Origin of the sequence: Klebsiella ornithinolytica NBRC 105727 = ATCC 31898 (assembly GCF_001598295.1) — a bacterium.
GTDB lineage: Bacteria > Pseudomonadota > Gammaproteobacteria > Enterobacterales > Enterobacteriaceae > Klebsiella > Klebsiella ornithinolytica.
Genome location: NZ_BCYR01000002.1, coordinates 77,096 through 97,874, shown reverse-complemented (window position 1 = coordinate 97,874; position 20,779 = coordinate 77,096). Strand labels below are relative to the sequence as shown.

At 55.8% G+C, this 20,779-nt stretch carries 18 protein-coding genes and 5 tRNA genes; 13 read left to right on the top strand and 10 right to left on the bottom strand.

What is annotated here, in order from left to right; genetic code table 11:
• The first annotated feature begins 1 nt into the window (after position 1).
• The 13 genes from alaS to ROR01S_RS04405 all read left to right on the top strand — a co-directional run bounded on the left by alaS (position 2) and on the right by ROR01S_RS04405 (position 9,603).
• The gene (gene alaS, locus ROR01S_RS04465; protein WP_004866830.1) at positions 2-2,629 is read left to right on the top strand and encodes an alanine--tRNA ligase; all 2,628 of its coding nucleotides are present in this window, start codon (positions 2-4) and stop codon (positions 2,627-2,629) included.
• Between the two features lie 238 nt (positions 2,630-2,867).
• Positions 2,868-3,053 carry a carbon storage regulator CsrA gene (gene csrA, locus ROR01S_RS04460; protein WP_000906486.1) on the top strand — a complete coding sequence of 62 codons (186 nt, stop codon included), beginning with the start codon at positions 2,868-2,870 and terminating at the stop codon, positions 3,051-3,053.
• 323 nt (positions 3,054-3,376) lie between these two features.
• Positions 3,377-3,469: transfer RNA gene (locus tag ROR01S_RS04455), tRNA-Ser, on the top strand.
• A 4-nt stretch (positions 3,470-3,473) separates the two neighbouring features.
• A tRNA-Arg gene (locus tag ROR01S_RS04450) sits at positions 3,474-3,550 on the top strand.
• A gap of 198 nt (positions 3,551-3,748) precedes the next feature.
• Positions 3,749-3,825 (top strand) — tRNA-Arg (locus tag ROR01S_RS04445).
• 225 nt (positions 3,826-4,050) lie between these two features.
• Positions 4,051-4,127 (top strand) — tRNA-Arg (locus ROR01S_RS04440).
• 225 nt (positions 4,128-4,352) lie between these two features.
• Positions 4,353-4,429: transfer RNA gene (locus ROR01S_RS04435), tRNA-Arg, on the top strand.
• 473 nt (positions 4,430-4,902) lie between these two features.
• Positions 4,903-5,217, top strand: coding sequence for a BON domain-containing protein (locus ROR01S_RS04430; protein ID WP_004866826.1), 315 nt, complete (start codon positions 4,903-4,905; stop codon positions 5,215-5,217).
• Positions 5,218-5,337: 120 nt separating this feature from the next.
• Positions 5,338-5,904: a fructose-1-phosphate/6-phosphogluconate phosphatase gene (yqaB, locus tag ROR01S_RS04425; RefSeq protein WP_004866822.1), complete on the top strand. Its 567-nt coding sequence runs from the start codon at positions 5,338-5,340 to the stop codon at positions 5,902-5,904.
• Positions 5,901-6,329: a YqaA family protein gene (locus ROR01S_RS04420; protein WP_004866820.1), complete on the top strand. Its 429-nt coding sequence runs from the start codon at positions 5,901-5,903 to the stop codon at positions 6,327-6,329. The genes yqaB and ROR01S_RS04420 overlap by 4 nt, the downstream gene beginning before the upstream one ends.
• 198 nt (positions 6,330-6,527) lie before the next feature.
• Positions 6,528-8,084: a glutamate--cysteine ligase gene (gene gshA / locus ROR01S_RS04415; protein ID WP_015585888.1), complete on the top strand. Its 1,557-nt coding sequence runs from the start codon at positions 6,528-6,530 to the stop codon at positions 8,082-8,084.
• A 163-nt stretch (positions 8,085-8,247) separates the two neighbouring features.
• Positions 8,248-8,763, top strand: a complete 516-nt coding sequence (gene luxS / locus ROR01S_RS04410; protein WP_004866815.1) for an S-ribosylhomocysteine lyase — start codon at positions 8,248-8,250, stop codon at positions 8,761-8,763.
• Positions 8,764-8,814: 51 nt separating this feature from the next.
• On the top strand, positions 8,815-9,603 hold the full coding sequence (locus tag ROR01S_RS04405; RefSeq protein ID WP_004866811.1) for an AraC family transcriptional regulator: 789 nt from the start codon (positions 8,815-8,817) through the stop codon (positions 9,601-9,603).
• On the opposite strand, the gene leuA is transcribed toward ROR01S_RS04405, so the two are convergent.
• From leuA to nrdF, 10 genes are all read right to left on the bottom strand, one after another.
• Positions 9,561-11,237 carry a 2-isopropylmalate synthase gene (gene leuA / locus ROR01S_RS04400; RefSeq protein WP_064359150.1) on the bottom strand — a complete coding sequence of 559 codons (1,677 nt, stop codon included), beginning with the start codon at positions 11,235-11,237 and terminating at the stop codon, positions 9,561-9,563. The genes ROR01S_RS04405 and leuA overlap by 43 nt on opposite strands.
• A gap of 146 nt (positions 11,238-11,383) precedes the next feature.
• Positions 11,384-12,922, bottom strand: coding sequence for a multidrug efflux MFS transporter permease subunit EmrB (gene emrB / locus ROR01S_RS04395; protein ID WP_004866805.1), 1,539 nt, complete (start codon positions 12,920-12,922; stop codon positions 11,384-11,386).
• 15 nt (positions 12,923-12,937) lie between these two features.
• Positions 12,938-14,110, bottom strand: coding sequence for a multidrug efflux MFS transporter periplasmic adaptor subunit EmrA (gene emrA, locus ROR01S_RS04390; RefSeq protein WP_004866802.1), 1,173 nt, complete (start codon positions 14,108-14,110; stop codon positions 12,938-12,940).
• Between the two features lie 130 nt (positions 14,111-14,240).
• Positions 14,241-14,771, bottom strand: a complete 531-nt coding sequence (gene mprA, locus ROR01S_RS04385; protein ID WP_004866799.1) for a transcriptional repressor MprA — start codon at positions 14,769-14,771, stop codon at positions 14,241-14,243.
• A gap of 84 nt (positions 14,772-14,855) precedes the next feature.
• Entirely contained in the window at positions 14,856-15,197 is a 342-nt protein-coding gene (gene ygaH / locus ROR01S_RS04380) for an L-valine transporter subunit YgaH (protein ID WP_004866795.1), read from the bottom strand.
• Positions 15,187-15,915: an AzlC family ABC transporter permease gene (locus ROR01S_RS04375; RefSeq protein WP_048025118.1), complete on the bottom strand. Its 729-nt coding sequence runs from the start codon at positions 15,913-15,915 to the stop codon at positions 15,187-15,189. The genes ygaH and ROR01S_RS04375 overlap by 11 nt, the downstream gene beginning before the upstream one ends.
• Before the next feature lie 207 nt (positions 15,916-16,122).
• Positions 16,123-17,121, bottom strand: a complete 999-nt coding sequence (gene proX, locus ROR01S_RS04370; RefSeq protein ID WP_004866790.1) for a glycine betaine/L-proline ABC transporter substrate-binding protein ProX — start codon at positions 17,119-17,121, stop codon at positions 16,123-16,125.
• 71 nt (positions 17,122-17,192) lie between these two features.
• Positions 17,193-18,257, bottom strand: coding sequence for a glycine betaine/L-proline ABC transporter permease ProW (proW, locus tag ROR01S_RS04365; protein WP_004866787.1), 1,065 nt, complete (start codon positions 18,255-18,257; stop codon positions 17,193-17,195).
• The gene (gene proV / locus ROR01S_RS04360; RefSeq protein ID WP_004866784.1) at positions 18,250-19,452 is read right to left on the bottom strand and encodes a glycine betaine/L-proline ABC transporter ATP-binding protein ProV; all 1,203 of its coding nucleotides are present in this window, start codon (positions 19,450-19,452) and stop codon (positions 18,250-18,252) included. The genes proW and proV overlap by 8 nt, the downstream gene beginning before the upstream one ends.
• 355 nt (positions 19,453-19,807) lie before the next feature.
• Entirely contained in the window at positions 19,808-20,770 is a 963-nt protein-coding gene (gene nrdF / locus ROR01S_RS04355) for a class 1b ribonucleoside-diphosphate reductase subunit beta (protein WP_004866782.1), read from the bottom strand.
• Positions 20,771-20,779 lie beyond the last annotated feature (9 nt).

Below are 20,779 nucleotides of genomic sequence, written 5' to 3'. Positions count from 1 at the left end.
TATGAGCAAGAGCACTGCTGAGATCCGTCAGGCGTTTCTCGATTTTTTCCATAGCAAGGGACACCAGGTCGTTGCGAGCAGCTCCCTGGTGCCGCATAACGACCCGACCCTGCTGTTTACCAACGCCGGGATGAACCAGTTCAAGGATGTTTTCCTGGGTCTCGACAAACGCCATTATTCTCGCGCGACGACCGCGCAGCGTTGCGTTCGTGCGGGTGGTAAACACAACGATCTGGAAAACGTCGGTTACACCGCGCGTCACCACACTTTCTTTGAAATGCTGGGTAACTTCAGCTTCGGCGACTACTTCAAGCAGGATGCCATCAAATACGCATGGGAACTGCTGACCGGGGAAAACTGGTTCGCGCTGCCGAAAGATAAACTGTGGGTGACCGTTTACGAAACCGATGACGAAGCTTTCGATATCTGGGCGAATGAGGTCGGCGTTCCACGTGAGCGTATTATCCGCATTGGCGATAATAAAGGCGCGGCGTTCGCTTCTGACAACTTCTGGCAGATGGGCGATACCGGGCCGTGCGGTCCGTGTACCGAAATCTTCTTCGACCACGGTGACCACATCTGGGGCGGTCCTCCGGGAAGCCCGGAAGAAGACGGCGATCGCTACATTGAGATCTGGAACATCGTCTTCATGCAGTTTAACCGTCAGGCCGACGGCACCATGGAGCCGCTGCCGAAGCCGTCTGTCGACACCGGTATGGGCCTGGAGCGTATTGCTGCCGTTCTGCAGCACGTCAACTCCAACTATGATATCGACCTGTTCCGCACTCTGATTGAGAACGTCGCGAGAGTCACCGGCGCAACCGACCTGACGAACAAATCGCTGCGCGTTATCGCTGACCATATTCGTTCCTGCGCATTCCTGATTGCCGACGGCGTAATCCCGTCGAATGAAAACCGTGGCTACGTGCTGCGTCGTATCATTCGTCGTGCCGTGCGTCATGGCAACATGCTGGGTGCGAAGGAGACCTTCTTCTGGAAACTGGTTGCTCCGCTGATTGATGTCATGGGCGCCGCCGGTGAAGAGCTGAAGCAGCAGCAGGCTCAGGTTGAGCATGTGCTGAAAACCGAAGAAGAGCAGTTCGCTCGTACGCTGGAGCGCGGTCTGGCGCTGCTGGATGAAGAGCTGAGCAAGCTGAAGGGCGATACGCTGGATGGCGAAACCGCTTTCCGTCTGTATGACACCTATGGTTTCCCGGTTGACCTGACCGCCGACGTTTGCCGCGAGCGCAATATTAAAGTCGACGAAGCAGGCTTTGAGGCCGCAATGGAAGAGCAGCGTCGTCGTGCGCGTGAGTCCAGCGGCTTTGGCGCAGACTACAATGCGATGATTCGCGTTGACGGCGCTTCTGAATTTAAAGGCTACGACCACCTGGAGCTGAATGCGAAAGTGACCGCACTGTTCATCGATGGCAAAGCCGTTGATGCCGTGACTGCGGGCCAGGAAGCGGTTGTCATTCTGGATCAAACGCCGTTCTACGCAGAATCCGGTGGCCAGGTGGGCGATAAAGGCGAACTGAAAGGCGCCGGTTTCTCCTTCGCGGTCAGCGATACGCAGAAATACGGCCAGGCCATTGGTCATATTGGTAAACTGAGCCACGGCACGCTGAAAGTGGGCGATGCGCTGGAGGCTGATGTCGATCGGGCTCGCCGTCAGCGTATTCGTCTGAACCACTCGGCAACTCACCTGATGCATGCGGCATTACGTCAGGTTCTGGGTACGCATGTGGCGCAGAAAGGCTCGCTGGTGAATGACAAAGCGCTGCGTTTTGACTTCTCTCACTTCGAAGCCATGAAGCCGGAAGAGATTCGCGCGGTGGAAGATCTGGTCAATGCTCAGATCCGTCGCAACCTGCCGGTTGAAACCAACATCATGGATATCGATGCGGCGCGAGAGTCTGGTGCGATGGCGCTGTTCGGCGAGAAATATGACGATCGCGTTCGCGTACTGAGCATGGGCGATTTCTCCACCGAGCTGTGCGGCGGTACTCACGCTTCACGTACCGGTGATATTGGCCTGTTCCGTATTACCTCTGAATCCGGTACCGCTGCGGGCGTTCGCCGTATCGAGGCAGTGACCGGCGAAGGCGCAATTGCGTATCTGCATGCGCAGAGCGATCTGCTGGGCGATATCGCACAGTTGCTGAAGGGCGACAGCCATAACCTTGGCGATAAAGTGCGTGCCGCGCTGGAACGTACTCGCGTACTGGAAAAAGAGCTGCAGCAGCTGAAAGAGCAGGCGGCGGCACAGGAGAGCGCAAACCTCTCCAGCAAAGCAGAAGAGATTAACGGCGTCAAATTGCTGGTCAGCGAGCTGGCCGGCGTTGAGCCGAAAATGCTGCGTACCATGGTTGATGACCTGAAAAACCAACTCGGTTCTACGGTCGTTGTGTTAGCCACGGTGGCGGATGGTAAGGTTTCTCTGATTGCCGGTGTGTCTAAGGATGTGACAGATCGCGTGAAAGCAGGGGAGCTGGTTGGAATGGTCGCCCAGCAGGTGGGTGGCAAAGGGGGCGGTCGTCCGGATATGGCTCAGGCCGGCGGTACCGACGCGTCTGCTCTCCCTGCAGCGTTAGCCAGTGTGAAAGGCTGGGTCAGCGCAAAACTGTAATAACTATAAATGCATAGCTACCGTTATCCCTGGATAACGGTAGCTTGCGAGAGAAGCACTGATAACGATAAAGTCGGGTTGAAGTTGTGTATATCGGCTAAACTTAGGTTTAACAGAATGTGATGCCGTGACTGCTTACACCGTAAGGTGTTTGTCATCGCTTACTTTTTGGCGTTATATGATGGATAATGCCGGGATACGAGAGACCCGACTCTTTTAATCTTTCAAGGAGCAAAGAATGCTGATTCTGACTCGTCGAGTTGGTGAGACCCTCATGATTGGAGATGAGGTCACTGTGACAGTTTTAGGGGTTAAGGGTAACCAGGTACGTATTGGCGTTAATGCCCCTAAAGAAGTCTCCGTGCATCGTGAAGAGATCTACCAGCGTATCCAGGCTGAAAAATCCCAGCAGTCCAGTTACTAAGGTTTTCGCGCCTCGCGATTCCGTGAGGCGCATCCCCGCTCCCGTCCTTCTTTCTGACTTTTCTTCTTCTGCTCTCTCCCATTTTTGTTTATTGCCTATCGATCGCGACATTTATCTTTTGCCTGCCGCTGGCCGAAAGCCCTGAATTCCTGTTGATAAAACACTCTTTTTGCCGTTTTTGCAGGCTAATTGCGCGGTAAGTGTGCAAACGGAAAAAGGTATCGAAAAATTGTTTGACTTATAAGTACCAGAAAGTAATATGTGCGCCATCGCAGCGACGAAGAGCAGAAACAAGTTCTTCGAAGCACTCGTAAGAGGCGTGTGGTGAGGTGGCCGAGAGGCTGAAGGCGCTCCCCTGCTAAGGGAGTATGCGGTCAAAAGCTGCATCCGGGGTTCGAATCCCCGCCTCACCGCCATTTTGCATCCGTAGCTCAGCTGGATAGAGTACTCGGCTACGAACCGAGCGGTCGGAGGTTCGAATCCTCCCGGATGCACCATATTTTCCCATTTCTTCAGCAATGAAGAGGTGGTTGGGGTAGCGGTAATAACCGCAAGCACCAGGAAGGATAACGTTGCATTAGCAACGGCCCGCAGGGCGAGGCGAAAGCCGAGTCATCCTCCCGGATGCACCATCTTACTCAGTGTGGCAAGTGTTAGATGTGACACTGACGCGTAGTAAAGTAGTTCTCCCTGATGCATCCGTAGCTCAGCTGGATAGAGTACTCGGCTACGAACCGAGCGGTCGGAGGTTCGAATCCTCCCGGATGCACCATCTTCTCCGAAATGACAGCGGAACTGTTATTTCACGGTCTGCGAGATAATCGCCAGTACCAGGGAGGATAACGTTGCGTAAGCAACGGCCCATAGGGCGAGCGAAGTAAGTCATCCTCCCGGATGCACCATCTTCTCCGAGATAACAACGAAAGTGTTATTTCATGGTCTGCGAGATAATCGTCAGCACCAGGGAAGACAATGTAGTAAAGCAGTTCTCCCTGATGCATCCGTAGCTCAGCTGGATAGAGTACTCGGCTACGAACCGAGCGGTCGGAGGTTCGAATCCTCCCGGATGCACCATCTTCTCCGAAATGACAGCGGAACTGTTATTTCATGGTCTGCGAAATAATCGCCAGTACCAGGGAGGATAACGTTGCGTAAGCAACGGCCCACAGGGCGAGCGAAGTGAGTCATCCTCCTGGATGCACCATCTTCTCCGAGATAACAGCGAAAGTGTTATTTCACGGTCTGCGAGATAATCGTCAGCACCAGGCAAGACAATGTAGTAAAGCAGTTCTCCCTGATGCATCCGTAGCTCAGCTGGATAGAGTACTCGGCTACGAACCGAGCGGTCGGAGGTTCGAATCCTCCCGGATGCACCATCTTCTCCAGATTTACATCAAATTTATCGCTTCATGGTCTGCGAAATCATCGCCAGCACCAGGGAGGATAACGTTGCGTGAGCAACGGCCCGTAGGGTGAGTAAAACGAGTCATCCTCCCGGATGCACCATCTTCTCCAGATTCACATTAAATTTATCGCTTCATGGTCTGCGAAATTATCGCCAGTACCAGGGAGGATAACGTTGCGTGAGCAACGGCCCGTAGGGTGAGTAAAACGAGTCATCCTCCTGGATGCACCATCTTCTTCAGTTTCTCCTTTTTCTTAAAACCCCAAACCGTTTATCCGTTCTGTGCCTGCCTTTTCTGGCAAAAGCGGCCTGGACCATTCAGGCGGCGGATCTCTTTCAACGATGCTGAGCGATCTTTTTTTATTGGCAAGTGACTCTTTCCACTATAATTTACCCGTATGTATCGGCCTGATTTGGGTGAGATGAGTGCAAGGAGAGAAATCCATGAAATGGTTCAAAGCAATACCTGCGTTTTGTGCGACGCTTCTGGTAGCCGTATCGTTAGCTGGCTGTGCGGGATCGCCCACAAAGGAAAGTACCGGTGGCTATATTGACGATACCGTCGTCACCACGAAGGTTAAAACGGCGCTGTTTAACGAAAAAGATATTAAGTCTTCTGAAATTAGCGTACAGACCTTTAAAGGACGTGTTCAGTTGAGTGGTTTTGTCTCATCAGCGAAGGACGCCAGCCGCGCGGTGGAAGTCACCCGCAGAGTGCAGGGCGTTCGTTTGGTTGAGAACGATTTAAAAATCAAATAAATCATGATATGAGTCACATAAAGGCGCCCGAAGGCGCCTTTATTGCCTGAGGCGCTGGCCGCGACAACATGCGCCTTTTGCGATAAAGTAACGTTTTCTTACCCGGTTTGTGAGAACACGATGTACGAACGTTACGCAGGACTGATCTTTGATATGGATGGCACCATCCTTGATACCGAACCGACGCATCGTAAAGCGTGGCACGAGGTTCTGGGCCGTTACGGAATGCGTTTCGACGAGCAGGCGATGGTCGCGCTCAATGGTTCTCCGACCTGGCGTATAGCCCAGGCGATTATCGAACTGAATCACGCTGATTTAGATCCTCACCGTCTGGCGGAGGAAAAAACCGTGGCCGTGAAGGCCATGCTGCTGGACAGCGTGCGTCCCTTACCGTTGATAGACGTTGTGAAGGCATGGCACGGGCGTCGTCCGATGTCGGTCGGGACCGGCAGCGAAAGCGCCGTCGCTGAGGCGCTGCTGGCGCACCTCGGCCTGCGTCACTACTTTGCGGCGGTGATTGCCGCCGATCATGTCCAGAATCATAAACCCGCGCCCGATACCTTCCTGCTGTGCGCGGAGCGCATGGGCGTCGCGCCGGAAACATGCGTCGTCTTTGAAGATGCTGATTTTGGTCTGCAGGCGGCGAAGCGTGCGGGGATGGATGCCGTGGACGTTCGGTTGCTGTGAGCGACGCACTGTCGCTGATATCGCTGTTTGCCAGTAGTTTTTTGAGCGCCACATTACTTCCCGGCAATTCGGAAGTTGTGCTGGTTGCTATGCTACTTACGGGGGCAAGCCAACCGTGGGCCCTGGTATTAATAGCAACAATCGGCAATAGCCTTGGAGGGGTAACTAACGTTATTCTGGGGCGCCTGTTTCCGCTGCGCAAAACATCGCGCTGGCAGGAAAAAGCAACCGGCTGGTTAAAGCGCTACGGCGCGGTCACATTATTATTAAGCTGGGCGCCGGTCATCGGCGATTTACTGTGTCTGCTGGCGGGATGGATGCGCATCTCCTGGGGGCCGGTACTTTTTTTCTTATGCCTTGGTAAAGCGTTACGCTATATCGTCATTGCGGTGGTAACGCTTCAGGGCATGACGTGGTGGCACTAATTGTGGAACTAAGACTATCCCGACAGGCCGTGTTACCGGTTATTTTACACCTCGGCTGTGCCCGAAATCCGCACGTACTGCCAGTGCGATCCGGTTTTCGCGCGCGGAACCGGCAACAGTAACGTCTTCTGGGATAACCTGTATGGTCACCATTACAATTATGCTTATTCAAACGATTTCGACAGGCGGGAGGTCAAATTGATCCCGGATGTATCACAGGCGCTGGCCTGGCTGGAAAAAAATCCACAGGCTCTTCAGGGTATCCAACGTGGTCTTGAGCGTGAAACGCTGCGCGTCAATGCCGATGGCTCACTGGCGACGACCGGTCACCCTCAGGCCCTTGGCTCGGCGCTGACCCATAAATGGATTACTACCGACTTTGCTGAAGCGCTGCTGGAGTTTATTACGCCGGTTGATGGCGACATTCAGCATATGCTCACCTTTATGCGCGATGTTCATCGCTATACCGCTCGTCAACTGGGCGATGAGCGGATGTGGCCACTGAGCATGCCTTGCTATATTGCTCCTGGTCAGGATATCGAACTGGCGCAGTATGGCACCTCGAATATTGGCCGTCTGAAAACGCTGTACCGCGAGGGGTTGAAGAACCGCTATGGCGCGCTGATGCAAACTATCTCCGGCGTGCACTATAACTTCTCGCTGCCGATGGCTTTCTGGCAGGCGAAGTGCGGCGTTGACGATGCGGAAAGCGGCAAAGAGGCGATTTCCGCCGGCTATTTCCGTTCAATTCGTAACTATTACCGCTTCGGTTGGGTGATCCCATACCTGTTCGGCGCCTCTCCGGCTATCTGCTCTTCGTTCCTGCAGGGCAAACCGACGACGCTGCCGTTTGAGAAAGCGGAAAATGGTATGTACTACCTGCCTTATGCGACCTCGCTGCGCCTGAGCGATCTGGGTTATACCAATAAGTCGCAAAGCAATCTCGGGATTACGTTTAACGATCTCCACGAGTATGTGGCAGGATTGAAGCGGGCGATTAAAACGCCGTCGGAAGAGTATGCCCGGATTGGCCTCGAGAAAGATGGCAAGCATCTGCAAATCAACAGCAATATTCTGCAGATTGAGAACGAACTCTACGCGCCAATTCGGCCGAAGCGTGTGACCCGCAGCGGTGAGACGCCTTCCGACGCGCTGCTGCGCGGCGGTATTGAATATATCGAAGTCCGCTCGCTGGATATCAACCCGTTCTCGCCGATTGGCGTTGACGAGCAGCAGGTGCGTTTCCTCGACCTGTTTATGGTCTGGTGCGTGCTGGCCGATGCGCCGGAAATGAGCAGCGATGAGCTGCTGTGTACGCGCACCAACTGGAATCGCGTGATTCTGGAAGGCCGTAAGCCGGGGCTGACGCTGGGTATCGGCTGCGAAAGCGCGCAGTTCCCGCTGGCTCAAGTGGGTAAAGATCTGTTCCGTGATTTGCGCCGCGTGGCGCAGACGTTAGATAGCATCCACGGTGGCGAAGCCTACCAGCAGGTTTGTGATGAGCTGGTTGCCAGCTTCGACGATCCGGAATTAACTTTCTCAGCCCGCATTCTGCGTTCTATGCTTGAAGAAGGGATTGGCGGCACCGGTAGGGAGCTGGCCGATCGATATCGTACGATGCTGCGGGAAGAGCCTCTGGAAATTTTGCGTGAAGATGATTTTATCGCTGAACGTGAAGCTTCAGTGATGCGCCAGCAGAAGGTGGAAGCGGAAGATAGCGAGCCGTTTGAAGCCCTGTTAGCAAGACACGCGTAGCAAAAAGCGGTACAAAAGAAAAAGGCCACATCAATGTGGCCAAACTTTCATCTCTGATTCAGGGATGATGATGATAATAAATGCGCGTCTTTCATATACTCAGACTCGCGGGTGTAAGAAGAGTTCATTTTATTTTAAAAAAAATCACTATCGGAGGTGAAGAATGCCGTTGTTAGATAGTTTCACAGTCGACCATACCCGCATGGAAGCACCGGCGGTGCGCGTTGCGAAGAAAATGAACACGCCGCACGGCGATGAAATTACCGTTTTCGATCTGCGTTTTTGCGTACCAAACCAGGAAGTGATGCCGGAAAGAGGGATTCATACTCTTGAGCACCTGTTCGCGGGCTTTATGCGCGACCACCTGAACGGCAATGGTGTGGAAATTATCGACATCTCTCCGATGGGCTGCCGTACGGGCTTCTATATGAGCCTGATTGGTACGCCGGATGAGCAGCGTGTAGCCGACGCCTGGAAAGCGGCGATGGCCGATGTGCTGAAAGTGAAAGATCAGAAGCAGATCCCGGAACTGAACGTCTACCAGTGCGGTACCTATACCATGCACTCGCTGGAAGAAGCTCAGGAGATCGCACGCCATATCATCGAGCGCGATGTGCGCATCAACAGCAACGATGAGCTGGCCCTGCCGAAAGAAACCCTGCAAGAACTGCACATCTAGTGCTTATTGTCGGTCCGGCGATTTCCGCCGGGCCGCTATTCCTGCGCCGCTATGTCGACGACCCTCACCTTCTCGTTTCAACACCGCGCCCTGGTGCCATTTGCCCATGATTACGCTCACGGTGATAGCGAACCGTGGCATCAGCATGACTGCGCCCAGCTGCTGCATATTCTCAGCGGCGTGGTGCGGGTTGACACGCCGGTGGGCTACTGGGTTGTCCCACCCGGACGCGGCGTCTGGCTGCCGGCAGGTACGCCCCACGCGCTACGTGTCACCGGACAGGTCGCGGCCCGCACGCTGTTTATCGATCCGCTCGCCCGGGCCGATCTGCCGTCTTCGTGCCAGATCGTGCAGATCACTCCGCTGCTGCGTGAGCTGATCGTCACCTCGCTGGCCCTGGCGGAGCGCTATCAACCCGGCAGTCGCGATGAGCGCATTTATGAACTCATTCTCGATGAGATTCGCGGTATGGCGGTGCTGCCATTTGGCCTGCTGGAGCCCCGGAGCGAGGCGCTGCGCCGTTTATGTCACAAGGTGCGGGAAATGCCGGGACAAGCCTGGAGCAGCCAGCAGGCGGCGAAAGAGAGCAATATGAGCGAACGTACGCTCAACCGCCATTTTCAGCAGCAGACCACGCTCACCTGGAGTGAATGGGTGCGCCGGGCGAAGCTGATGGAAGCGCTGGTTCGCCTGGCGCAGGGACAATCGGTGCTGCGGGTGGCGCTCGATCTGGGCTATGGCAGCCATAGCGCCTTCAGCGCGATGTTTCGCCGGGTGATGGGCGTCGCCCCCAGCGATTACTTCCGTCCGCCGGCTTGCGCGTCTGCGCCGACCGCATGACACAGCGCCTGCAATGAGGCGCGCGCCACGTCATTATCGATTCCAACGCCCCAGCGGCTGTCGCCATTGGGGAAAATACAGCGAATATAGGCCACTGAACGGCTGTCGCTACGTTCACCGAGAGTATGTTCGTGGTAGTCCTTAATGACGAACGCTTGCTTCAGCAGCGCGCTGAGGCCGCTGGCGGCCGCGGAGAGCAGGCCATTACCGTGGCCCTGAAGGCGACGCGTCTCACCGTTGACCCGCAGCGTACCCCGCAACACAAGCTGGCCGTCCTGTCGGCTGTCAGTTTTATATTCCAGCAGCGCCAGCGGTGGCTGAGTAACCAGCCCGTAACGGGAACGGAACAGCTGCCAGAGGGCATTCTGCGTCATCTCTTTGCCATGCGTATCGGTCTCTTGCTGAACGTGCAGGCTGAAATCTTGCTGCAGCGCACGGGGCAGCTTCAGTCCGTGATTCTGTTCGATTAACCAGGCGCTGCCGCTCTTACCGGACTGGCTGTTGACGCGGATAACCGCTTCATAGCTACAGCCGATGTCCTGCGGGTCGACGGGCAGGTAGGGCATCTCCCAACGATCGCCGGGCTGACGGGCATCGAATCCCTTCTTAATGGCATCCTGATGAGAACCGGAAAAGGCGGTGTAGGCGAGGCTGCCGGCCCACGGATGGCGAGGATGAACCGGCAGCTGATTGCAATTCTCCACCACTTCCACGACCCGTTTCATCTCCGGGAAGCTGAGCCGCGGCGTAATCCCCTGGCTGTAGAGGTTCATGGCCAGGGTGACCAGACAGACGTTACCGGTACGCTCACCGTTGCCGAACAGACAGCCTTCTACGCGGTCGGCGCCGGCCATCACCGCCAGCTCCGCGCTGGCAACGCCGGTCCCCCGGTCATTATGCGGATGAACGCTAATGCAGACATCGGCCCGGCGGGAGAAATGGCGGCAGAAAAACTCAATCTGGTCAGCGTAAACGTTCGGGGTACTGACCTCGACGGTGGCTGGCAGGTTGATAATCATCGGTCGTTGTGCGCAGGGCTGCCAGATATCCGCTACCGCTTCGCAGATAGCCTGGGCAAATTCCGGTTCGGTAAAGCAGAAGGTTTCCGGGGAGTATTCATACTGCCAGCGGGTCTGCGGCTGCTCTTCACACTGCTGGCGAATCAGGCGAGTGGCGCGGGTTGCCAGCTCAATGACCTGCGCTTTATCCATCCCGAAAACCAGCTTGCGGAACAGCGGGGCGGTGGCGTTGTACAGATGGACGGTGGCGCGATGGGCGCCGCGCAGCGATTCAAAGGTTCGCAGGATAAGATCTTCTCGCGCCTGGGTCAGCACCTGGATGGTGACATCTTCTGGAATGCGCCGTTCCTCAATCAGCTGGCGGACGAAGTTGAAGTCGGTCTGAGATGCCGAGGGGAAGGCGACTTCAATCTCTTTAAATCCGCACTCCAGCAGCAGATCCCAGAACTGCAGCTTACGTGCGCCGTCCATCGGTTCGGCCAGCGCCTGGTTGCCATCGCGCAGGTCGGTTGAGAGCCAGCGCGGCGCGTGGGTTATCGGGTTGTCCGGCCAGCGGCGGTCGGGCAGGGAAATGGGCGGCCAGGGGCGATATTTTTCACCGGGATTTGTCAGCATAGTTCTCTCCTTGTGTCGGATCTTTATCCTGCCGAAGCGCAGAGCGGGCTGCTTTAGCAAACTGGACAGAAACTAGCGAGAACTGGACAAGGTTGGCGTAGCGCCGGCAATAAAAAAGGGATCCGCAGATCCCTTCAGGTCAAACCTTAGTGCGCACCGCCGCCGCCGCCCCCGGCGCTAAACGGCGGTCTGGCAAACCACACCAGCCCCAGCAGCAGGATAAAGATCGCCGCCGAGAACCAGAAGATTTCGTTGGCGGAGATAATCAGCCCCTGGTTAGTTATCTGCTGCGCTATCCAGCCGGACGCCTGCTGTTGAGTCATCCCTAATCCCTGCAGCTGGTCATACATCTGCTGGGCGTTGGGATTATAGGGCGTCACCGACTCGGTGAGCTGCGCATGGTGCAGCGCCTCGCGGTTAGTCCACATGGTGGTGGTAATCGAGGTGCCTATTGACCCTGCCAGCGTACGGGTGAAGTTCGACAGGCTTGATGCCGCCGCCAGCCGTTCCGGCGGCAGGCCGGACAGGGTGATGGTGGTCAGCGGCATAAAGAAGCAGGCCACCGCGAAGCCCTGGATAAACTGCGGCCACGCCGAGGCGCCGAAGTCCATGCCGGGCTCGAAAGTCCAGGCGCGCCAGTAGAAGCACACCGCGTACATGATAAAGCTGAAGGTCACCAGCCGGCGCATATCGAGCTTATGGGCAAAGCGGCCGATAATTGGCGACAGGATAACCGGGATTACCCCCACCGGTGCGGAAGCCAGACCGGCCCAGGTGGCGGTATAACCATACACCTCCTGCAGCAGCTGCGGCAGCAGCACGATAGCACCGAAGTAGAGCATGTAGGCGAGACTGATGCACAGACAGCCAATGGTGAAGTTTCGCGATTTAAAGAGCGAGAGGTCGACGATCGGGTTGTCGTCGGTCAGCTCCCAGACGATCAGGAAACTGATGGCGATCACCGCGACGATTGTCAGCACGATAATCTCGTTGGAGGCGAACCAGTCCAGCTCTTTACCGCGGTCAAGCATCACCTGCAGGCTGCCGATACCGATCACCAGCAGCGCCAGGCCGACGCCGTCAATCCGCCGCTGTTCGGTACGGGTTTCGCGACTGCGCAGGGTTTGCAGCGTCATCACCACCACCGCGATGCCAATCGGTACGTTGATGAAGAAGATCCAGCCCCAGTGGTAGTTGTCGCTGATATAGCCGCCGAGAATAGGGCCGCAAATCGGCGCGACGATCACCGTCATCGACCACAGCGCCAGCGCGATAGAACGTTTGGCGGGCGGATAGTTGCTGAGCAGCAGACTTTGCGACAGCGGAATCAACGGACCGGCGACGATCCCCTGAATCACGCGGAAGAAAATCAGCATCGTCAGGCTGTTGGACATCCCGCAGGCCCAGGAGGCGATGGCAAACGCCACCGTCGACCACAGGAACAGCTTCACTTCCCCGACGCGTTTTGCCAGCCAGCCGGTGATCGGTATAGAGATAGCATTCGCCACCCCGAAGGAGGTGATAACCCAGGTCCCCTGGCTCAACGATGAGCCAAGGTTACCGGCAATGGTCGGAATGGCCACGTTGGCGATAGTGGAGTCCAGCACCTGCATGAAGGTCGCAAGCGACAGCGCAATGGTCATGATGACCAGCTGCGCGCCTTCCAGCGGTTTTTGCGGTTGCATTACGCTCACTCCGAATTATCCCGCGTTAGCCTGGATGATACCGTCGATCAGTTTGTTCACCGGCTCAAGGGCGATTTCGCGGGCATTGCTTTCATAAACCGGGGATTTGCGCGTCTGGTTAGCCAGCATTTCGCCGTCGCGGTTGGTGGTGTTCACTTCAACCAGCGTTGAAAGACCAATACGCAGCGGATGTTCAGCCAGCTGTTTGGCATCGAGCTCAATACGTACCGGCAGACGCTGGACCACTTTGATCCAGTTACCGGTGGCGTTTTGTGCCGGCAGCAGTGAGAACGCGCTGCCGGTCCCCATGTCCAGCCCGACGACCTTGCCGGTGTACTTCACATCATCGCCGTAAATATCGCTGATGACGGTCGCTTCCTGGCCGATGCGCATATGCGCCAGCTGAGTCTCTTTAAAGTTGGCGTCGATCCACAGGTTGGTGGCCGGTACGACCGCCATCAGCGGCGTGGTGGGGCTAATCTGGGCGCCGGGCTGCACGGCACGACGGGAAACGTAGCCGCTAATCGGGCTGACGATTTGCGTACGCTGCAGCGCAAGCCAGGCGTTGCGGACATCCGTCGCCGCCTGCAGAACCGCCGGCTGTTGTTCCAGGCGGGTATTCAGCACGATAGCCTGGTTAGCGTTGAATTGCTGAATGGCGACATCCAGTTCGGCCTGGGCGCTGGCGACGGTATCGCGAGCGTGCTGCAGCTCTTCGCGGCCAATCAGGTTGGCGGCGCCCAGCGGGATACGACGATTGAGATCGGTCTGTGCCTGAGAGAGCGCCGTTTTCTTGACGTCGATATTCGCCTGCAGCTGTTTGCTGTTGATCATCTGCTGACGCGTCTGGCGAACGCTGGCGGCCAGCTGGGTTTTCGCTTTTTCAAATGCCTGCTGGGCATCGGTCTGGTCCAGGGTGACCAGCGGGTCGCCTTGCTGCACGAAATCGGTGTTGTCGGCCCAGACTTTCGTCACGCTGCCGGACACCTGCGCCATGATTTGCACCTGGTTCCCTGCCACGTAAGCGTCATCGGTCTCTTCATAATGACGCAGTACCAAAAACCAATAAACTCCGTATGCCACGGCAATAATAATAAAGAGCAATGTCAGTAGCAGAAGGGCGCCTTTGCGTTTGCCCTTCTTGCTGTCCGGTTGCTGCGGGGTTTGGCTCTCCGCATTTGCGCTCATGTTATTCTCCACGATCTTATTATTTCACATCGGCTGAGCCGACCTGTTTATCAGAAAGGCCAGCAGATGATCTGCTGGCCTGTCTGTTTTTCCTTGTCAATCCAGAAAAAGTTTTGAGCAGTTCCCGCGCTTAACGCAGCGACTCCGCCAGTACGCCATCCTCTTCCATCTGGTCAAGGCGGCTAAGCAGTTTGCGGGTGATGTGCTCGAGCTGGTCTTTCTCGCTGGTGCTCAGAGAAGACCAGAGCTGATGCAGGCAGTTGTGCTGCGGCGGTAAAACTTCGCGCAAAAACTGATGACCTTTGTCGGTGAGTTGCAGATGCAGGCAGCGGCGATCGTTGTCGCTTTCGCGACGCTCAATCCAGCCGCGTTTTTCCAGTTCATCGGCAATACGGGTTGCGTTGGTCCGTGACGATCCCAGCGCGCAGCTCAGCTCAGAAGGCTGAATACTGTGGTTTTCCTGAGACTCCAGCGTGATCAGCGCCATAAATAATGTCTCGTTAATCCCCTGCGCTTTCAGCATCTTATTGCGGTTTTCCAGTAGCTTACCTTGCATGTGCATACAGAGGCGGGTGAGCAGAATCTCCTGGAAAGGGAAATCTTCGTGACGGCTGGCGCGGAACTTGAGCATTTGCTCAATGGGAGTAAACGAACTATCCATTTGGGTATGACCTCATTAATTACAGCCGATATAATAACTATTGTGACAAATAAATCAAATCAATTATTGACTAAAATTGATACTTTAAAAGTATAAAAAAGTTGTGATTTTCCATGCTATTCCATAGGCCAACGCGCTCAGCAGCGTGGGCATAATAATGCTGCGCGTCTTCCAGAACGCCAGTCCCAACACCGTGAATCCAACCAACGTAGGCAGCAGCCGTCTGGAATCGCTGAGGATTTCCGGCACGCTGGAGACGATAAGCAGGGCGCAGATGGAGGCGATGCCGATGGTATCGAGCAGCACGCTGAGCGGACCGCGTCGCGTCGGGCGCGCGTTTCCTGCGCGCAGGCGCAGAGGCAGATAGCGAAACAGATAGTTCACGCAGCCGACCACTATCCCGATAATCAGCACGTTATTGTTCATCGGGCATCCCCTGAATGCTGGCCTGAATCAGCGCGGCCAGACAGCCGCAGACAATCCCGGCGAGAATGGCCGCTGGAATAGAAAACAGAATAATGCCGCCCAGGGCACCGGCCAGGGCGGCCGTCACGCTGAGAGACTGTTTCCGCTGGAACGAGGCCAGTAAGAAGCTCATAAACAGCGCGGGTAGCATAAAGCTCAGCGCGGCTTCCACCGCCGGAAAACCGACCAGCAGGCCGCTACCGGAGTAGGCGCCGATCAGCGTGCCGAACACCCATGATATCCAGGAGGTGAAGGCGATACCGAGCATCCAGTTTTCGCTCCAGCGGCGGTTGTCGCGAACCAGCTTTGCGGTGGCCGCCGCGAAAACTTCGTCGGTCAGGCCAAAAGCCCAGAGCGCGGTTTTTCGTTTATCCAGCGCGCGATGAATGCGGCTACGTAGCGAAGGGCCGTACAGAACGTGACGCACATCCATCGCCATCACGGTGAGGGCCGCCACCCACAGCGAGCTGCCTGCGGCGAGCATCGCGGTAATGACGAACTGGCTGGCGCCGGCGTAGATGATGCAGGAAAAGAACAGGCTTTCCAGCGGCGTGAAGCCGAGTCGGGTGGCGTTCAGGCCAAAAGCGAAGGCCACGGGAATGTAGCTAATCACAATCGGCAGGCTGTCTTTAATCCCTTCAGGCAGCGTGGCCTCACTGGCAGGGGCAGGTTTTTCCATAGCGCGTTATTTATTGATAACTCACGTGAATATCACATGATTGAACAGGTGAGATTACCTTAGCAGAGAGCGGGGCGCTTTGACACCTTGTTAAGCGGCGCTGGCGGGTGAGTGGGACCGTCTGAACGTTACCCCGGCCGCGCCGGGGTAGCGGAGTGGCGCGCTCAGGTACCCGGACTGCGCGCTGCCTCCGGGCCTGAGGGCAGGTTACTTCTGCGCGGCCAGCGCTTCTTTCACCCAGCCGTCAAACTGCTGCTGATGGGCTTTGATCCAGCCATCAACGTGACCCTGAATATCCGCTTCTGAGGCATGACCTTCATGCATCATGGCGTTTTCGGCGTTAATGTCGGCAATCGGTAGTTTCATGATGCTAAACAGTTTTGCCGCCGCCGGGTTTTTCTCTGCCCAGGCTTTGTTGGCCACGATGTGCATCGTGCTTACCGGGAAGCCATAGTTCGCGCCGTTAGCCAGTTTGGTATCGATATTTTTCTGCACTCCCGGCAGGGAGGAGAACGGAACCTGCAGCCAGACGACATCTTTGCCCGGCTTCAGCACGTCGCTGACCCAGTACGGCGTCCATGTGTAGTAGATAACCGGCTTACCTTCTTTAAAGCGGGCAATGGTATCGGCCATCATCGCCGCATAATTCCCCTGGTTGTGCACCACCGTTTTGCTCAGGCCATAGGCATCAATCTGATGATTAATGACCGCTTCGCAGCCCCAGCCCGGCGTACAACCGGTCAGATCGGCTTTACCGTCGCCGTTGGTGTCGAACAGTTTGGCAATTTTCGGGTCTTTCAGCTGATCGATGGATTTGATGTGATACTGTTCGGCGGTTTTTTTGTCAATCAGGTAGCCCTGTGCCGCGCCGTTAACAAAAACGCCTTCGCGATAGAAGCTTTTATCGCCACCGGCGGCAGCGTACATATCGTCATGCAGCGGCTGCCAGTTGACGGCGGTGAAGGTCGCGTCGCCGGAGGCAAGCGAGGTATAGCCAACGTTGTAGTCCACTTCGCTGGGCTTATCGACGGTGTAGCCCAGTTTTTCCAGCGCGCGGCTCACCAGCAGGGTCTGGAAGGTCTCTTCCGTAATGGTGCTTTGAATCGGTTTGACGGTAATGCCTTTTCCCGGTAGGTCGGCTGCCCAGGCAGCGCTGGTGGCGAGCAGAGTGGCAAACGTTGTGGCAATAATCGTGTTATGTCGCATCGTTATTCCTTATGAATGAGAAGGGAGAGCTGCGGGCCCGGCAGGTGCAGTGCCGCCGGGCGATGAGAAGACTATTTACAGAACGGGCGGGTAATCAGCCCCAGAGGACCGGTTGCGTACCAGCGACGGTTGCCGCGGCTGCGGGAATCGCGGCCGACGGCCTGGGTCAGGCGGTCGAGAATAATCGCCAGAATGACGATCCCGACGCCGCCGACGCTCGCCAGCCCCATATCGAGGCGGCCGATCCCGCGCAGCACCATCTGGCCAAGACCGCCCACGGCGATCATCGAGGCGATCACCACCATTGACAGCGCCAGCATCAGCGTCTGGTTAACCCCGGCCATGATGGTCGGCATTGCCAGCGGAAGCTGCACTTTAAAGAGCAGCTGACGCGGGCTGGCGCCGAACGAGCGCGAAGCCTCAATCAGGTCTGCGGGCACCTGGTTAATCCCGAGGATGGTCAAACGGACGATAGGCGGCAGGGCGAAGATAATAGTCACCACCACGCCTGGAACGTTACCAATCCCGAACAGCATGACAATCGGTACCAGGTAGACGAACGCCGGCGTTGTCTGCATGGCATCCAGCAGCGGGCGAATAATTTTCGCCGCTCGTGGGCTACGCGCCAGCCAGATCCCCAGCGGCAGGCCGATCAGCATACAGAACAGCAGTGCGGTCAGAACCAGCGCCAGAGTCACCATCGCCTGCGACCAGGCGCCGATGGCACCGATCGCAACCAGAGAGATCAGCGTCGCTACGCCCATCCCCACGCTGGAGATTTGCCAGGCGATAAGCGCGAACAGCACAATGGCGACCGGTGCCGGCATGCCTAATAACAGCTGCTGGAAAGCGCTGAGGATGTAGTCCACCGGCACACGGATGCCCTGGAACAGCGGGCGGAAGTGCACCACGATCCAGTCGATACCGTGCGTCACCCAGCTGTCGAGCGGGATCAGCGTTTTATGGAACGGATCCATGATGTTGAAATGTTCCGGCTGCGGCGCCGGCGCGCTGTTTAGCCAGTCGGCACCGCCGCCATCGGTCGGTGCGGATGCCGGGGTGCCCCAGGCATCGGCAGATTGTGCGGCGCTATCCGCCGCCGGTGCGGTATCCCACGGGTTAGATTGATCAGCCATTGTTTGCCCCCTCGCGATCTAAAGCCTTCAGCAGCATTCCTTTAGAAATAATGCCGATGTACTGGTGCCCTTCATCCACAACCGGAACCGCGCACGGTGCCTGGCCGACGTGGGAGAGCAGGTCGCTGAGCGACGTTTGCGCATCTACCGCCTGCGGGGATGCGAGTAACGCCGCATCAATTCCCTGACCTTCGCTCAAGGCGGATTTCAGTGAATCAATAGAGACAATACCGACAAACTTATTACCACGTTCAATCACATAACCATATTCACGGTCTTCGTCCTGCAATAATTTCAATGCTGAACGCGGACCGAAACCTGGCGTTTTACGAATTAAGCCTACCGGGCTTCGTCGGGCAATATCTTTAGCGCTGAACACCTGGCTAATATCGACACCGCGGAAGAAGGTTTTGACATAATCATTGGCGGGATTATTCAGTATTTCATCCGGGGTACCGACCTGAATGACTTCGCCATTTTGCATGATGGCGATGCGATCGCCAATGCGCATGGCTTCATCAAGATCGTGGGAAATAAATACCACGGTACGCTGATGTTTCGCCTGTAATTTTGTCAGCTCATCCTGCATTTCTGTACGAATTAATGGGTCAAGGGCCGAGAAGGCTTCGTCCATTAATAAGATATCAGGGTTGATGGCCAGCGCGCGGGCGAGGCCGACGCGCTGGCGCATTCCGCCGGAGAGCTCATCCGGGTAAGCATGCGCGTAATTCTCCAGGCCGACCTGACGCAGCGCCTCCAGGGCTTTCTGCTGGCGCTCCTGGGTCGACATGCCCGCCAGCTCCATACCAAAGGCGGCATTGTCGAGCACGGTCATATGCGGCATCAGCGCAAATGACTGAAATACCATAGCGATCTTTTTTCTGCGCACCTCACGCAGCTCGGCTTCTGAGATTTTGGCGATATCGACGCCATCTATCAGCACCTGCCCGCGGGTGGGTTCAATCAGGCGATTGAGAAGGCGAACCATGGTGGATTTTCCTGAGCCGGAAAGCCCCATGATGACGAATATCTCGCCTTCTTCAATGGTCAGACTGGCGTCTTTTACGCCAAGCGAAAGTCCCGTTTTTTCCAGTAGTTGTTCTTTAGTAAATCCTTTTTCAATATATTTGAACGCTCGCTGTGGATGCTCGCCAAATATCTTATAGAGATTCTTAATTTCTAATTTAATTGCCATGCAATAGAGAGTTTCCTGTTATTTGTATTATGTCAATATAGTACCTGGTGGAGATAATTACCTTTTTACACCCTAACATACTCAGATTCTGTGACAACCCTCAATGTCCCATCGGCGGCGAAATGAGAGGGCCGCACTTCGGCGTATTCCCCATGATAGAAGGGCTGAGCGTTGATTATTGGCAGGTGATATTTTTTACAGATGACAGGGGAATAACTGGTGAACCACGCGATTCTTGCTGAATATTACGGCAATATGTCAGGAAAATATCGCGTGGTTTTTTTGTGTGATAAAAGTTAATTATGTGAAATAGATCACCAGGAAACCGGACAATATATTCCTGGTGAAAGTAAGGTTAAAAATCCCAATCGTCGTCGGCGGTTTCTTCCGTTTTGCCCATCACATACGAGGAACCGGAGCCGGAGAAAAAGTCATGATTTTCATCGGCATTTGGCGAAAGCGCCGCCAGAATCGCCGGGTTGACCGCCGCCATCTCTGCCGGAAACAGCGCCTCGTAGCCCAGGTTCATCAGCGCTTTGTTGGCGTTGTAACACAGGAAGGCGTTCACCTCCTCAATCCAGCCGCTGTCGGCGTACAGATCCCGGGTGTAGGCCAGTTCGTTATCGTATAAATCCATCAGCAGATCGAGGGCAAAATTCTTCAGCTGCTCCCGCTCGTCGGCCGCGATGTTTTCCAGCCCCTTTTGGTACTTATAGCCGATGTAATAGCCGTGCACCGCTTCATCGCGGATAATCAAGCGAATCAGGTCGGCGGTATTGGTCATTTTGCCGCGGCTTGAAAAATACATCGGCAGCCAGAATCCGGAATAGAAGAGGAAGGATTCGAGAAACACGCTGGCGATTTTCTTCTTCAGCGGATTATCCGCCTGATAATACTCCAGCATCAGCCGGGCTTTGTGCTGGAGCGGCGCATTCTCTTCGCTCCAGGCGTAGGCGGCATCGACATCTTTGGTCTGGCACAAGGTGGAGAAAATCGAACTGTAGGAGCGGGCATGCACCGCCTCCATAAAGCTGATGTTGGAGAGCACCGCCTCTTCGTGCGCGGTCAGCGCATCCGCCATCAGCGCCGGCGCGCCGATGGTGTTCTGAATCGTATCGAGCAGCGTCAGTCCGGTGAACACGCGAATAGTAAGCTGCTGTTCCACTGGCGTCAGCGTCTGCCAGGCGGGAATGTCGTTAGACAGCGGCACTTTCTCCGGCAGCCAGAAGTTGCTGGTCAGACGGTTCCAGACCTCCAGATCCTTATCGTCCTCAATGTTGTTCCAGTTAATAGCGCGAATACGCGTTAAATGGGTCATCCTGTTCTC

What these genes read in the sequence shown, in the direction of transcription:
- alaS (WP_004866830.1), top strand. Translation starts at nt 2, where the DNA reads ATGAGCAAGAGCACTGCTGAGATCCGTCAGGCGTTTCTCGATTTTTTC.
- csrA (WP_000906486.1), top strand. Translation starts at nt 2,868, where the DNA reads ATGCTGATTCTGACTCGTCGAGTTGGTGAGACCCTCATGATTGGAGAT.
- ROR01S_RS04430 (WP_004866826.1), top strand. Translation starts at nt 4,903, where the DNA reads ATGAAATGGTTCAAAGCAATACCTGCGTTTTGTGCGACGCTTCTGGTA.
- yqaB (WP_004866822.1), top strand. Translation starts at nt 5,338, where the DNA reads ATGTACGAACGTTACGCAGGACTGATCTTTGATATGGATGGCACCATC.
- luxS (WP_004866815.1), top strand. Translation starts at nt 8,248, where the DNA reads ATGCCGTTGTTAGATAGTTTCACAGTCGACCATACCCGCATGGAAGCA.
- ROR01S_RS04405 (WP_004866811.1), top strand. Translation starts at nt 8,815, where the DNA reads ATGTCGACGACCCTCACCTTCTCGTTTCAACACCGCGCCCTGGTGCCA.
- leuA (WP_064359150.1), bottom strand. Translation starts at nt 11,237, where the DNA reads ATGCTGACAAATCCCGGTGAAAAATATCGCCCCTGGCCGCCCATTTCC.
- emrB (WP_004866805.1), bottom strand. Translation starts at nt 12,922, where the DNA reads ATGCAACCGCAAAAACCGCTGGAAGGCGCGCAGCTGGTCATCATGACC.
- emrA (WP_004866802.1), bottom strand. Translation starts at nt 14,110, where the DNA reads ATGAGCGCAAATGCGGAGAGCCAAACCCCGCAGCAACCGGACAGCAAG.
- mprA (WP_004866799.1), bottom strand. Translation starts at nt 14,771, where the DNA reads ATGGATAGTTCGTTTACTCCCATTGAGCAAATGCTCAAGTTCCGCGCC.
- ygaH (WP_004866795.1), bottom strand. Translation starts at nt 15,197, where the DNA reads ATGAACAATAACGTGCTGATTATCGGGATAGTGGTCGGCTGCGTGAAC.
- ROR01S_RS04375 (WP_048025118.1), bottom strand. Translation starts at nt 15,915, where the DNA reads ATGGAAAAACCTGCCCCTGCCAGTGAGGCCACGCTGCCTGAAGGGATT.
- proX (WP_004866790.1), bottom strand. Translation starts at nt 17,121, where the DNA reads ATGCGACATAACACGATTATTGCCACAACGTTTGCCACTCTGCTCGCC.
- proW (WP_004866787.1), bottom strand. Translation starts at nt 18,257, where the DNA reads ATGGCTGATCAATCTAACCCGTGGGATACCGCACCGGCGGCGGATAGC.
- proV (WP_004866784.1), bottom strand. Translation starts at nt 19,452, where the DNA reads ATGGCAATTAAATTAGAAATTAAGAATCTCTATAAGATATTTGGCGAG.
- nrdF (WP_004866782.1), bottom strand. Translation starts at nt 20,770, where the DNA reads ATGACCCATTTAACGCGTATTCGCGCTATTAACTGGAACAACATTGAG.